This window comes from Thalassobacillus sp. CUG 92003 (genome assembly GCF_013618635.1).
In the GTDB taxonomy this organism is placed as follows: domain Bacteria; phylum Bacillota; class Bacilli; order Bacillales; family Halobacillaceae; genus CUG-92003.
The window spans coordinates 86,325-100,520 of the sequence record NZ_JABLSJ010000013.1 but is presented as its reverse complement, the minus strand read 5'-3'; the positions used below and the strand labels follow the sequence as shown (position 1 = coordinate 100,520).

Sequence of the window (14,196 nt, the reverse complement as noted above, 5' to 3'; positions counted from 1 at the left end):
CCTTCGCCGTTCGGGACTTGAACCCTATAGTTTATGCCCATGCCGGGCACACATAGATAACGCTCTGAGCAAATGGACTCAGAGCGTTACTTTTTTTATACTTATAGCTACGACTCGGCTTCGAGATCGTTTGTGGGTTTGACGGTATAAGGAGTTGGTTTTACGTTTTACCTAATGGGGGTCTTAACCCGTTTTATACAAACTGAAATGGTTCTGTTGGTGCCTCAGAAATCATAATGTGAACCTGCTTTGCTTCATGATTGAACGTGTCATTAAAAAACGACTGCACAGATCGTTTCATGAGCTTTTCCACGTGGTGACCAGGGTCAACAACATTCAACCCCATCGCCCAGGCATCCTGAGCAGGATGAAGGGTCATGTCCCCTGTGACATATACATCAGCATCTTTTGACTGGGCGGCATCGATAAATTTTTCGCCACTTCCGCCCAATACAGCCACGCGTTTAACCATGTCATCGAGGGAACCGGTTACGCGCAGAGCCGGTACATCAAATGCTGTCTTGACCTGAGAGCAGAATGTTTCCAACGTGACCGGTTCTTCCAGTACGCCCACACGCCCGATTCCGTGTAGTTTCCCCTGATTTTTGAGCGGGTACACGTCATAGGCTGCTTCTTCATAAGGGTGGGAGGCTTCCATAGCCTGTAATACGTCAGAAAGCTTATGTTTAGGGACAATGGTCTCCACGCGTTTTTCAGCAGCTTTCTCAATCTCTCCCTGGTTTCCAATAAACGGGTTCGTTCCTTCCAATGGTTTGAACGTACCTTCACCACCAGATTGAAATGTACAATGGCTATAATCTCCGATATGACCGGCACCAGCCTGGCTGATGGCATCGCGTACGGTGTCTGCATAATCTTCAGGAACAAATACGACCAGTTTGATGAGTTCCTCACGGTGGGTCTCGACTAATGATTCGAGTTGCTCCAGTTGCAAAGCGTGAGCCATTGCATCGTTGACTCCCCCCTCAACGATGTCTAAATTTGTATGGGCCGTATACACAGAAATATCGTGTTTTAATAACTTTGTGATCACTCTGCCTTTGGGATCATTTGAATGAATCTGAGACAGCGGTTTAAAAATGACGGGGTGATGCGCTACGATTAAGTCAACTTGATTTTCAATGGCTTCATCGACTACGTTTTCCATCACATCTAACGTAATCATGACGTTTCGTACCGGTTTGTTCAGTGTGCCAACATTCAAGCCAACATTATCCCATTCATAGGCCAGATGCGGAGGACACCATTTCTCAAAAGCATGAATCAATTCTGTACCTTGAACGGACGGGTTCATTGGTCCAATGCCTCCTTTATCCAGTTTATCTCTGTATTTAATTGGTTCACTTTGAGTGAATCTGGTTGTTTCGCCAGTTTCATTTGTTCTAATACGAATTGTTTCTTCATTAATTCCTTGCGCCATTTTTTCTTGAACACTTCCGTACATTCTTCAAGTAAATACGGCCCCATCATTAACTGCACATCACGTCTCCCTATTTGATATTCTGATGCCGTGCCCGCTTCTCTTTTGTCTGCCGTGAGCACTTCATAGATGTGCCCCGATTCTTCAATAATTTCCTCGTGCACTAACGTGTAGTCATGGTGAAGAAACCATCTTCTTACAGCTCTGGCTTCAATATTAGGCTGGACGATAATACGCTGTACACCGGTTAATTTGTTTTGGCCCTCTCTGAGAATCTCAGTCATTAACGGACCTCCCATTCCAGCCAAAACAATCTGCCCCACTTCGCCCGGTCTTAACACTTCAAGCCCATTTCCCTTTCTCACATCGATGCGATCTGTTAACGCTTGTCGTTCAACTTCTTCAATTGCACTTTCATACGGGCCCTGGTTTATTTCGCCAGCTATGGCATTAGCGTCGACGTCCCGTAAACACACATAACACGGTAAATACGCGTGATCCGAACCGATATCTGCAAAGTTAGCACCTTCCGGCAATTGAGCAGCAACAGTTCTCAAGCGATTCGATAATTGATTGACGTTCATGGTCGACTCCTCTTTCACAATGATATATAAAAGTGTGTTAAACGTTGCTGGTGGCTGATGAAGGTTATTCAATAGAATCGCCGTTTTCAGGGATTGGTTATCCGCGCTGATAATCAAAAAGCCTTCTGAGAACTCAGAAAGCTTTTTGGTTGTTGCCCTTATTCTCCTGTCTTTTTGGATAACCATTCAGCAACTAGATCTGCTTCTTCCCCTTGCACAGCATTAGCCGGCATGGCTCCAGGACCTTCCTGAATGACGCCTAGAATATCATCTTTAGATAAACTGCTGCCGACATCCTGAAGCGCAGGACCGTTACCGCCCGACAAATCTGAGCCATGACATTGAGCACAGTTATTTTGGAAAATTTCTTCTGGATCTGAGCTCGCCTGTTCTTCAGACTGCTCGCCTGAATCTCCCTCTTCTATCGCTTCTTGTTGATTGGTTCCGACTGCAGAAATAACAATCATCACTAATATGCCCAGTACGGCTATCAACCCAAAAGGAATCACAGGGTTTCTTTTCATCTCTATTTCCTCCTTATGTATCCCCATTGCTTCTAATCAGACTATGTATATTTTACTTCAAATCGCAGCCTTAGAAAAGGGATATAGTGAAATAAACGTAAGACAACATCAGATGCCTACTTATGCTTCCGAGTTTGGATCACAACATTATTCGACAAAAGCCCTGTTTGCAAAATCACATGCAATTCAGTAAAATTAAAAACAAGATTAAACAGGGCACTTCAAAATCAGCTGAACGCCAAATCGTATAGTAAAAAACTCAGGAGAATAACAACATCTGACTATGCTATTCAACCTGAGCCAATCACTAGGGTCAGCTATTCGGTTATTCCATAAAATCCTTCAGGCGTTTGCTCCTGCTAGGATGCCGCAGCTTTCTTAACGCTTTGGCTTCAATTTGACGTATTCTTTCGCGTGTAACGCCGAACACCCGGCCGACTTCTTCAAGAGTACGTGTACGCCCATCATCTAAACCAAACCGTAACCGGAGAACATTTTCTTCTCGATCAGTCAGCGTATCAAGAACATCCTCTAACTGTTCTTTTAACAGTTCATAAGCTGCATGGTCCGAAGGAGAGGTTGCTTCTTGATCTTCAATGAAATCGCCCAAATGCGAGTCATCTTCTTCACCAATTGGCGTTTCCAGGGATACAGGCTCTTGAGCAATCTTCAAAATCTCACGAACTTTATCAGGGGTGAGCTCCATATCTTCTGCAATTTCTTCCGGTGTTGGTTCTCTGCCAAGGTCCTGGAGCAGCTGACGTTGAACACGAATCAGTTTGTTAATGGTTTCCACCATATGCACCGGGATTCTTATCGTACGAGCCTGGTCTGCAATAGCTCGCGTTATAGCCTGACGAATCCACCACGTTGCATAGGTACTGAATTTATAACCTTTTCGATAATCAAATTTTTCTACAGCTTTGATCAGTCCCATATTACCTTCCTGAATCAAGTCGAGGAATAACATCCCTCTGCCTACATAACGTTTTGCGATACTGACCACGAGGCGTAAGTTTGCCTCAGCTAAGTCCCGTTTAGCTTCTTCGTCTCCATTTTCTATCCGTTGAGCTAAATCAATCTCATCGTTTGCAGAAAGAAGATTGACACGACCGATTTCTTTCAAATACATCCTTACAGGGTCATTTATCTTCACCCCGGGAGGAACGCTTAGATCATTCAGGTCAAACTCCTCTTCTTTATCCAGTTGCTGCATGCTCGGATCTTCCTCAGAATCCCCGATCACTTCAACCCCTTGTTCATTCAGGTGCTCATAGAATTCATCCATCTGCTCTGATTCCAACTCAAAATTCGACAATCGTTCCGCGACTTCTTCATATGCTAAAACGCCGCGCTTTTTCCCAATTTCGAGCAGTTGCTCCTTCGCTTGGTCAAGCGTCAGTTCGTTTTCATTTTCTTTAGAACGTGATGGCTTATCTGCCATAAGTCCCCCTCCTTCCAACGTGTCCTTACCAGTCATTCAATTCATTTTTTTATGATTGCTTCATCTGTTGTTTTAACTGAAGAATCTCCATTGCAATTTCTGCTGCCCTGATCGGTTCATTTTGTTGCTCAGCCTTTTTCTGTTCAGCTTTAAGCGATTGTATATCATGCTTATTGCTTTGTTCAGCTTGAATGGTATAAATATAATCATTGATTTCCTGATCCGAAATTTCGTCGAGTACTGGCATCATCGCAAGCTGGACCACAAGATTTTTCAAATCCGGATCCGACAACCGTTCAACAAATTGAGCAGTATCAGAAAAGTTACCCTCTTCATAATAAGCATATAAATAGGTAACTATGACTTGATGTTGATCAATATTGAAATTTCCTCCTATTTCGTCTTGGACTTTGTCCGCGATATGAGGATCTCTCAACATATGAGCAATCAGTTTGCGCTCTGCATTTTGAAATGCAGGCAAAAGTTTGTCCTGCAAATGAATAGCCGTTTTCGTATTAGTATGCCTAACCGCTCTAGAGTTATCCTTGGCGGGGGCTTTACTTCTTCTGAGCTCTTGGACTTCTTGTCTTAGTGTTTCCAAAGACATGTCAAACTCATTTGCAACTTCTGTCAAGTAATGTTCGCGTTCGATACCTCTATCTAAATCAGCTAACTCCTGAAGTACCTTTTCGATATAATCTATCCGATCTCCTTCTAATTGAAGATTATAATCCCGTTTCAGGTAATTCATGACAAATGTCATGTACGGTGTATGAGCTTCAATAACCTCTTGCCGAAAACGCTCAGCACCATAAGATTGAATATAATCATCAGGATCCATTCCATCAGGTAAGCGGGCAACTTTAACCTGACAACCTGTTCTTTTCAGAAGTCGGGCTGCTTTTATCGTAGCTTCCAGGCCAGCTTCATCTCCGTCATAACATATTATCACGTGTTCTACATAGCGGTGAAGTAATTTGGCTTGTACGTCTGAAATGGCTGTGCCAAGCGTGCCCACCCCATTTTCCACCCCTGCCTGATAAGCGGAAATAACATCCACATATCCTTCAAAAAGGACGGCAGATTGGTTCCTGCGAATAGCAGCACGTGCAAGGTCAAAATTATATAACAGCTTCCCTTTATGGAACAATTCCGTTTCCGGGCTGTTCAAATATTTGGGGTCATGATCATATAAAGCTCTGCCACCGAATGCCACTGTTTTACCATGGTGATTGTGAATCGGGAAAATGATGCGCCCTCTAAATCGATCGGCATATTCTCCTTCATCATTCACATTTAACAAACCAGCTTTGACCATCGTTTGTGGGTGGAAACCTTTTTTTTCTAAAAATTTCACCACAAAATCCTTAGACTGGGGAGCGTACCCTAACTGAAACCGCTCAATGGTTTCCTCAGTGAACCCTCTTTCCAATAAATATTGATAGCCGGCTTTTCCTTCTTTGGAATGACGCAGCAAATGGTGGTAAAGTTTCTCTAACCATTGATGAGCTTCAAGAATTGACTGGGCTTCGCTTGATTGTTGAGGAGTCTTGTCGGTTGCGGATTCAGGGAGGCTGTACCCTGCTGCTTCAGCTAATTGTTGAACAGCCTGAGAGAATGCATAACCTTCAACTTCCATAAGAAACGTGAAAACATTTCCGCCTTTTCCGCAGCCAAAACAGTGAAATATCTGTTTATCTGAAGAAACAGAAAATGACGGTGTGTTTTCCCCGTGAAAGGGGCATAGCCCAAAATAATTTCTACCTTGCTTTTTCAACTGGACATATTCACCTACGATATCCACTATATTAGTGGCTTTGCGGATATCCTCCACTGTTTCCTCAGGTATTCGTCCGTTCATTTTCATCACCATACTCGCCTTATTCGGTATGAATTGCTAAATCCCCTTCATATTTGACAAAATCTTTTTCAAAGATTGCTCTAAACGAAAACGATCTTCTTCTGTTAACGCTTTGGGCCCTTTCAGTTTGTCCTCAGGAGAGCTTGTTTGACGGACATACTTTCGCCACATAATTTCATCAACTTGCTCCTCTGTAATCTGTTTACCTCTTGGGGTAAGCACGTAAACACGACGTGGCGTCAGTAAAGCCGCCAAAGACAAATCTTGCGTAATGGTCACATCAAAAGCTTTAACATGGTTGATGATATACATATCAACCATTTGCGAACCATCATCTACCATTACAGGTTCTCCGTAAGACAACTCATCATTATAATGGTTAACATTCATTACAAAATATAAAGGAACTTCAAAATCTTTACAGATCTTTTCGATCACGTCTTTAAACGGACAACTGTCAGCATCCACAAAAACAACTGGCTTGTTATTCTGCATATTCAATATTTCTACAACATCCTTAGGATTCCTGCCCGATAATTAATGTTTTATTATTCTGAAAAGAAGAGCAACTCTTCTAGATAGAATTTTTCACAAAATATAATTATAATACATTGTCTAACTCAATGCGAGTATTTTATACATTTTTTTTGCAATTACCATGGAAAAGTCGCGCTTAGACCAGCGCGACTTATATTATTGACCATTTTTACGTGAAGAATCAGCTTTCATTTTGTTGGTAATGATGTTGGCCGTTTCTTCTACCGCTTTATCAGAGACATCAACCACATAGCATCCAATCTCATCAACAATCTTATTAAAATGTTCTAATTCCTGGATAATGCGACTTTGATTCGCATAACTTGCCTGATCTCCAAGCCCTAAGGCTTTCAAACGTTCTTTTCGGATATTATTCAGTTTTTCAGCGTTAATCTTCAGACCGATACATTTAGACGGATCCACCTTGAATAATTCTTCAGGGGGTTCGACTTCCGGGACTATGGGAACATTTGCAACCTTTAACCGTTTATGGGCTAAATATTGAGATAAGGGCGTTTTGGATGTTCTTGAAACACCGATTAAAATAATGTCCGCTTTAGTTATACCGCGCGGATCACGTCCATCATCATACCGAACGGCAAACTCAATGGCCTCCACGCGTTTGAAATAATCTTCATCCAACTTATGAACGAGTCCGGGCTCAAGACGGGGGTCTTTATTAAAAAACCTGCGCATGGCATCGATGGAGGGTCCCATAATATCCACGCATTCAATCTGTGCTTCTTCAGCTTGTTCAATCAGGTGACGGCGGTGCTCAGGGTCAACAAGGGTGAAGCCGATAAATGCTTGTTTCTCTTTAGCTTGTGCGACAGCTTCATTTAAGGTTGCTTTATCTTCTATATAGGGAATGCGACGTATCTCATAAGGACCGTCATCAAATTGGCTCAAGGATGCTTTTACTACGAGTTCAGCCGTCTCACCGACCGAATCTGACAACACGTAAATTAGTGGTTTGTTCATCTGAAATCCTCCTCATGCATATGGAAGCCGCTCATACATGCTGGTCGCGTGCGAGTTCAACAAGTGCTTTAGTTATATTCGTTTTTGTTAATCTTCCTGTCACTTCAAGGCCTTGTGAAGAATCTTTTACGACGGGAAGACCATCTATCTGCTTTTCAATCAATTGCTGAGCTGCATCTAATAATAAATCATCTTTTCTGCAGATCGTAATATTGGGCATCCGTGTCATAATAATATGGACGGGTACGGTGGTTAAATCCTGATTTCCAATACTTGCTCGGAGCAGGTCTTTACGTGATAGTACGCCGACCAACAAAGACTTTCCGTTCACGACAAAAAGCGTTCCCACGTCTTCTAGAAACATCGAACAAATAGCATCATAAACGGATACATCTTCCTCAACGACAATTGGAATTGACTGATATTCCTGCACCTTAAACTTCTTCAGTTTTTCAGTAAGCAATTCAGAACCGGTTTTGCCCGTATAGAAATAACCGACACGAGGACGCGCATCTAAAAAGCCTGCCATGGTCAAAATAGCTAAATCCGGTCGTAATGTTGCTCGCGTCAAGCTTAATTGATCCGCGATATTCTCCCCTGTAATCGGACCATTTTCTTTCACGATCTGAATAATCTGTTCTTGTCTATTGGACAGTTCCACCCTTTCACCACCCTGATCACATAACTGTGACATACTATTTATTAATTATAGCTAAGTTGAAGACTGGATAAAAGAAGGATGCTTATACGTGCTGCTTCCATTGCACAGCATTAAAATCAGCAAACGTGTAAATATCTTGAGCGATTTTTTTCAACAGCCCTAAACGGTTTCGTTGCTTGGATTCATCGCCCACCATGACCATTGTATGATCAAAATAAGCGTGAATAGGATCGGCCAGTGCTTCGAGCTGAGCCAGCGCTGCATCAGCCTGCTGATTATTGATGGCCTCCGTAAATGGCGCTTGGATTTCCTGGTGGACCTGATATAGCTTTTCTTCTGACTGGTTCTCAAACAATTCAGGATCCACTGCAGGCTCTGATGCTTTTTCGGCTAGATTCAACACTCTACCTAACGCTTCATGAACAGAACGAAACTGGTCATCATTTCGTTTCGCAGCTAGCAATCCAGCTTTTTGAAGCGTAAACGGATAATGCCCGATGCCTTCGACTAACACGGCATCAATAATATCTGATTCCACTTGTTCAGCACGAAGCAAGTAAGAAGCACGCATCCGGAAAAAGCTGGCCAAATCTTCTTCCACCTCGGTTCTTGGTCTTGTTGGGAGATTCAGCTCCTCGTGTCGATTGAGTGCATTCTGGATTAATGCCTCCACCGTAATATTCCATTTCCAAACGTTCATAATCTGCAGGACACCTAACGCCTGACGTCTCAATCCATATGGATCCTGGGAACCAGAGGGCACGATGCCTGTCGCAATGCTTCCGATAATGGTGTCCAGTTTATCAGCTACGCTAAGGACTGCGCCTGCTTCAGTTGAGGGAAGTGCACCTTGAGCATGCCGAGGGAGGTAATGCTCTGATATAGCTTTGGCAACTTGCTCTTCCTCTCCAAATAAGCGGGCGTACTTTTCTCCCATCACCCCTTGTAGATCAGGAAATTCATCAACCATATGGGTGACGAGGTCGAATTTGCAAATCGCTGATGCTCTAGACACATGTTGTTTCTCTTCCTCTGTCATGCCGAGTCGATCGGCTATGCGACCTGCAATATCGTTAACACGATCTGTTTTATCCTGTAATGTTCCAAGCTCTTCCTGGAAAACAATCCGGGAAAGTTTCGCCATTTTCTGATCAATGCTTCCTTTTTGGTCTTCTTCAAAAAAGAATTGTGCGTCAGCCAGTCTCGCTCTCAGCACTTTCTCATTCCCTTTGACAACTTGGCCAAGGAAGTTATCATCACCATTTCTTACACCTACAAAGTGAGGCAGCAGCGTACCCTCTTTTGAACGTACAGGGAAATAACGCTGATGTTCTTTCATCGATTTGATCAACGCTTCTTCCGGTACAACAAGGAATTCTTCGTTGAAGTCGCCATTGAATAATGTGGGGTACTCTACTAAATGGTTCACTTCTCTTAATAAATTTTGATCGACTAATATTTCCCATTGCTTCTCAGATTCGAGGTCATGAATCTGGTTCATGATCATTCTTTCGCGCTCATCAGGGTCAACAATGACATAGTCTTGTTTCAATTGTTCAACGTAATCATCAGCAGTCTCGAAAGCAATCCGGCTGCCAAGGAAACGATGACCGTATGAGATACGATCGCTCGATACGCCAACGATATCGAAAGGGATTACCTCAGATCCAAATAAGCCGACCAACCAACGGATAGGGCGTACATAGCGAAGGTCTTGGCTCCCCCATCTCATGTTTTTAGGAAAGGTTAATGCTAACACGATATCTTTGAATTGGTGGAGCAGGTCAATCGTAGCAGCTCCCTCAATGAATTTGGTTACAAAAGCGTACGCTGTGCCTTTTACTTCTTTGAAATAGATATCTTCGACCGACACCCCTTGGCCTTTTGAAAAACCAATCGCAGCCTTCGACCAATTTCCTTCCTCATCCAAAGCTATGGTCTTAGCAGGTCCTTTAGCTTCTTCTTCACGATCCGGTTGTTTTTCTTCCACTCCCGTAACGTGAATGGCCAAGCGGCGGGGGGTGGCGAATACGTTTATGGCTTCATAAGGGACGCCAGCGGTTTCAAACCAAGCTGCTGTCTTTGTTCGTAATTGCTCCAGCGCATCATCAATGAAGCGCGCAGGCATTTCTTCAAGACCAATTTCAAATAATACGGATCTAGTCATGAGTTGTCCCCTCCTTTTTCAGCATCGGGAATCCAAGCCGTTCCCTTTCCTCCACGTATGTTTTAGCAATCTGCCGTGCTAAGTTCCGGACCCGGCCAATGTAGCCTGTCCTCTCCGTCACTGATATAACCCCCTTGGCATCGAGGAGATTAAATGTATGAGAACATTTTAAAACGTAGTCATAGGCTGGAAATACTAAACCGTCCTGCATGATTCGCTTGGCTTCTTGTTCGTAGATGTTAAATAACTGGAACAACATGTCCTCATCTGATGCTTCAAAGGTATAGGTAGAATGTTCGATTTCCTGTTGCATGAATATGTCACCAACGGTTACGCCATCTGTCCATTCAAGTTCAAACACATTTTCTTTATCCTGGATGTAAGAGGCAAGGCGTTCCAGTCCGTACGTAATTTCAGCCGAAACAGGCTTCGCCTCCAGACCGCCTATTTGCTGGAAGTATGTAAACTGCGTAATCTCCATACCATCTAGCCACACTTCCCATCCCAGGCCTGCGGCACCAAGCGTAGGGTTTTCCCAGTTATCTTCAACAAACCGGATATCATGCTGAAGTGGATCAATCCCAAGTTTTTTCAATGAATCCAAATATATGTCCTGGATGTTGTCAGGTGAGGGCTTCATGATCACTTGAAATTGATGGTGTTGATAAAGACGATTCGGGTTTTGTCCATACCGTCCATCGGAAGGGCGGCGTGATGGTTCAACATACGCCACATTCCATGGTTCTGGTCCCAAGCTCCTCAATAAAGTCATAGGTGACATTGTGCCAGCACCTTTTTCCACGTCATATGCTTGCATCAGCAAACAGCCTTGCTCAGACCAGTGTTTTTGCAGGGTTAGAATCATATCCTGTATATTCACCGATATCCCTCCACGTTCATTATAGTCATCCTAGTGCGAATCAAAAAAACTCCCGTCCCTATGCCCGTTACGCATAGGGACGGGAGTTTTCCCGCGGTTCCACCCTAATTGCTTCAAAATCGAAGCCACTTCAAAAATAATTGCTCCAGAACGCCTTCACTGAATCCCAGCCACCTGTCTCTCACCGTCACAGGCTCGCTAACACTACGACACTCAGCTACTACTCTCCTTCACCGCACGTTTATCTTCAGTAATAGCATCATACTGAATCAGTAATCGTTTGTCAACAATGCTACTTAAAGAGATCAAGTTGGTCTAAAAACTTTCGGGATTTCAGAAAAAAACCACCGTATTGGTCGTAATAACGATCCATCAATTGCCGTAAACGCTGCTTATTTTCTTCTTTAATCGATATATTCCCCACACGGCTGATATCAATCAAGGTAAATAAGCGAAGCAGTTTGGCCAGCTCTTCTGGAAGACCTATAGCCTCAGAATCTTTATACCTGCATTGCGTACATAAAAACCCGCCTTCAGCAATAGAGAAAGCAAACGGCCCTTGCGATTCACCACAATGCACACATGCGCTGACATGAGGGGCAAAACCACCCTTTTGATACAGTTTAATCTCATACATCAGCACAAGCGTTTCCGGATCCTTGCCCTCTGAGAACCAGATCAAAGTCTGGAGAAACTGCTGGAATAAATAAGGATCCGGTGCCTTTTCTTCCACAAGTTTATCGGTCAACTCAGCTATATAGGCGGCATAAGCAGTGAGCACAATATCTTCCCGAACTGCTCTTAGGGAAGTCAACATTTCACCTTGACTCAACTGCCCGAGGCCTGAACCTATCTGAATTAAAAACTGGCCATGTATAAAAGGTTGGGTTATTGAAGACATTCGGCTCTTTGGCTTCTTTGCTCCGCGAGCCATGACCCCTATTTTACCTTTTTCCCTGGTCAATAACGTCACAATTTTATGTGTTTCTCCATAATCCCTCGTGCGAAGCACAATACCTTCTATTTTCTCTAACAAACGATTCACCTATTCCCATCATTTAAATCTGACGGTCATTTTCTAACAGGGACGCAGTGTCTATACCTTCTTCACTATCATCTTGCTGAATCAATTGAAGTTCTTTCATCAATAAATAACTTTCTATGTTTCCTGTTTGACTGAAAACCTTCCATGAGAAATCAATCACAAGAAACACCGCCTTTCGTGGATTTGAAAGCAAGATACTTAACCATAGCATGTTCTTAATTGACTGAAAGCATGACACTTAAAATTTTCCAAACGTCAGTACTCATCCTTGTTGTAACCAAAATCGCTTAATTGTCTCTGATGATTCCGCCAGTCTTTCTGCACTTTAGCCCACAATTCTAGATAGACTTTACTTCCAAGCAGTATTTCAATATCTTTACGTGCCCGTTTGCCTATTTCTTTCAGCATGCTGCCTTGCTTACCTATAATAATCCCTTTTTGAGACGGACGTTCTACGATGACCGTCGCTTGAATATAGACGGTATCCGAATCTTCTCTGGATTCAATGCTATCCATGACGACCGCTATGGAGTGCGGCACTTCTTCTTTCGTGAGATGTAGTGCTTTTTCTCTAATCATTTCAGTTATAATAAAACGCTCAGGATGATCGGTGATCTGATCTTCCGGATAATATTGAGGCCCTTCAGGTAAATGCTCTTTTAAAACATGGACCAGGTGCTCAACATTATTCCCCTGGATAGCAGATATGGGGATAATTTCAGCAAAATCATATCGTTCCCGATAACCGTCAATCAAAGGAAGCAGTTGCTCAGGGTGGACACGGTCAATCTTATTGACGATGAGAAAAACAGGGCGATCAACGTTCTGAAGGCGGTCGATGATAAATTGGTCTCCGCGCCCATAACCTTCTTCTGCATCAATCATAAACATGATAGCGTCAACCTCATTCAGAGCTCTTTGCGCCACATTGACCATGAAGTCTCCTAACTTATGCTTAGGTTTATGGATGCCAGGTGTGTCAATGAACACGATTTGAGCATCGTCTTCAGTCATCACCCCTTGTATCTTATTGCGCGTTGTTTGGGGTTTATCACTCATAATGGCGATTTTCTGACCAATGACATGATTCATAAATGTTGATTTACCAACATTCGGTCGACCTATAATTGCGACAAACCCTGATTTATATGCTTGCTCCATGTTGTGTCCTCCATTTTGTAAACGTCGCTTCCTGTCTTTATTTTACTATAGTTCCATCATCTTTTCATGTCCATCCTTAGGCTAACGACCAAAAGATTCTAAAGATATGGAATAAACACGATCAATCCTATGATCACGGCCGCTATAGCAGCCGTTAGCACAGCCCCGGCCGCTATGTCTTTTATCGTTCTTATTTTGGGATCATAGTCTGTGGTGGCATAGTTCATGATGCGTTCTATACACGTATTGACCATTTCTAACGTCATAACTGACGTGATCGTCACCGTTATAATCAGCCATTCGACTTGTCGGATACCAAACATGGCCCCGCAGGCTATTGCCAGCATAGCGAAAAACACGTGTACTTTCATATTTCTTTCTTCTTTGAATACCATTAGCACCCCTCGGAACGCATATCGGAACCCAGCACCCCGTTTGCGCTTACCGTCTTTCCAATCCGAATTCACTTAACAATACCTCTTGTCGTTTAAACATTTTGGTTTCTTCTTCGGTATTACCATGGTCATAACCGAGCAGGTGTAATAGGCCGTGAAGTGCTAGGAAGCTTATTTCCCTTTCAAGCGAATGGTTGTATTCCTCTGCCTGCTCGTTTGCTTTATCTATCGAGATCACAATATCTCCGAGCACAACCGGAAACTCTTCTCCTACTATTTTAAGCTCCCCTTCTCCCTCTTCTTGCATGGCAAAGGACAGGACATCCGTCGGGGCGTCTTTTTGTCGGTATATCCGATTTAAGGTCTGAATTTCGTCATTATCAACAAAATTGATGGACACTTCACTCTCTTTTGTCAGGTTTTCTTGCTCAGCTGTGAAATTGAGCAGACGTTGAATCAAATCTGTAAACGCCTCATCCACAGAATTCGTCTTATCGTGAAAATCAATATGCATG

At 43.2% G+C, this 14,196-nt stretch carries 15 protein-coding genes and 1 other annotated feature; all 15 genes read right to left on the bottom strand.

Features of this window, described 5'->3' with window-relative positions; genetic code table 11:
• Window positions 1–193 precede the first annotated feature (193 nt).
• Entirely contained in the window at window positions 194–1,315 is a 1,122-nt protein-coding gene (locus tag HOP45_RS17300) for a Nif3-like dinuclear metal center hexameric protein (protein ID WP_181350633.1), read from the bottom strand.
• Entirely contained in the window at window positions 1,312–2,142 is an 831-nt protein-coding gene (locus tag HOP45_RS17295; protein WP_255437735.1) for a tRNA (adenine(22)-N(1))-methyltransferase, read from the bottom strand. Before HOP45_RS17295 ends, HOP45_RS17300 begins: the two co-directional genes overlap by 4 nt.
• Before the next feature lie 41 nt (window positions 2,143–2,183).
• On the bottom strand, window positions 2,184–2,549 hold the full coding sequence (gene cccA / locus HOP45_RS17290; protein ID WP_181350632.1) for a cytochrome c550: 366 nt from the start codon (window positions 2,547–2,549) through the stop codon (window positions 2,184–2,186).
• A gap of 325 nt (window positions 2,550–2,874) precedes the next feature.
• On the bottom strand, window positions 2,875–3,993 hold the full coding sequence (gene rpoD, locus HOP45_RS17285) for an RNA polymerase sigma factor RpoD (RefSeq protein WP_181350631.1): 1,119 nt from the start codon (window positions 3,991–3,993) through the stop codon (window positions 2,875–2,877).
• Between the two features lie 49 nt (window positions 3,994–4,042).
• Window positions 4,043–5,860: a DNA primase gene (dnaG, locus tag HOP45_RS17280; RefSeq protein WP_370458059.1), complete on the bottom strand. Its 1,818-nt coding sequence runs from the start codon at window positions 5,858–5,860 to the stop codon at window positions 4,043–4,045.
• Between the two features lie 30 nt (window positions 5,861–5,890).
• Window positions 5,891–6,349 carry a DUF188 domain-containing protein gene (locus HOP45_RS17275; protein ID WP_181350638.1) on the bottom strand — a complete coding sequence of 153 codons (459 nt, stop codon included), beginning with the start codon at window positions 6,347–6,349 and terminating at the stop codon, window positions 5,891–5,893.
• A 198-nt stretch (window positions 6,350–6,547) separates the two neighbouring features.
• Window positions 6,548–7,372: a pyruvate, water dikinase regulatory protein gene (locus tag HOP45_RS17270; RefSeq protein ID WP_181350630.1), complete on the bottom strand. Its 825-nt coding sequence runs from the start codon at window positions 7,370–7,372 to the stop codon at window positions 6,548–6,550.
• Between the two features lie 31 nt (window positions 7,373–7,403).
• Window positions 7,404–8,066, bottom strand: a complete 663-nt coding sequence (ccpN, locus tag HOP45_RS17265) for a transcriptional regulator CcpN (protein WP_181350629.1) — start codon at window positions 8,064–8,066, stop codon at window positions 7,404–7,406.
• Window positions 8,067–8,115: 49 nt separating this feature from the next.
• Entirely contained in the window at window positions 8,116–10,200 is a 2,085-nt protein-coding gene (gene glyS, locus HOP45_RS17260; protein WP_181350628.1) for a glycine--tRNA ligase subunit beta, read from the bottom strand.
• Window positions 10,193–11,080: a glycine--tRNA ligase subunit alpha gene (gene glyQ / locus HOP45_RS17255; protein WP_181350627.1), complete on the bottom strand. Its 888-nt coding sequence runs from the start codon at window positions 11,078–11,080 to the stop codon at window positions 10,193–10,195. Before glyQ ends, glyS begins: the two co-directional genes overlap by 8 nt.
• Window positions 11,081–11,152: 72 nt before the next feature.
• Window positions 11,153–11,323, bottom strand: a binding site (T-box leader).
• Between the two features lie 49 nt (window positions 11,324–11,372).
• Window positions 11,373–12,116, bottom strand: coding sequence for a DNA repair protein RecO (gene recO, locus HOP45_RS17250; RefSeq protein ID WP_181350637.1), 744 nt, complete (start codon window positions 12,114–12,116; stop codon window positions 11,373–11,375).
• A gap of 22 nt (window positions 12,117–12,138) precedes the next feature.
• Window positions 12,139–12,285 (bottom strand): YqzL family protein, encoded by a 147-nt coding sequence (locus HOP45_RS17245; RefSeq protein WP_181350626.1) that lies wholly within the window; start codon window positions 12,283–12,285, stop codon window positions 12,139–12,141.
• A gap of 95 nt (window positions 12,286–12,380) precedes the next feature.
• Entirely contained in the window at window positions 12,381–13,286 is a 906-nt protein-coding gene (era, locus tag HOP45_RS17240) for a GTPase Era (RefSeq protein WP_181350625.1), read from the bottom strand.
• Between the two features lie 98 nt (window positions 13,287–13,384).
• Window positions 13,385–13,753 carry a diacylglycerol kinase family protein gene (locus HOP45_RS17235; RefSeq protein ID WP_370458058.1) on the bottom strand — a complete coding sequence of 123 codons (369 nt, stop codon included), beginning with the start codon at window positions 13,751–13,753 and terminating at the stop codon, window positions 13,385–13,387.
• Window positions 13,728–14,195: an rRNA maturation RNase YbeY gene (gene ybeY / locus HOP45_RS17230; RefSeq protein WP_181350624.1), complete on the bottom strand. Its 468-nt coding sequence runs from the start codon at window positions 14,193–14,195 to the stop codon at window positions 13,728–13,730. Before ybeY ends, HOP45_RS17235 begins: the two co-directional genes overlap by 26 nt.
• Window position 14,196: the final 1 nt, after the last annotated feature.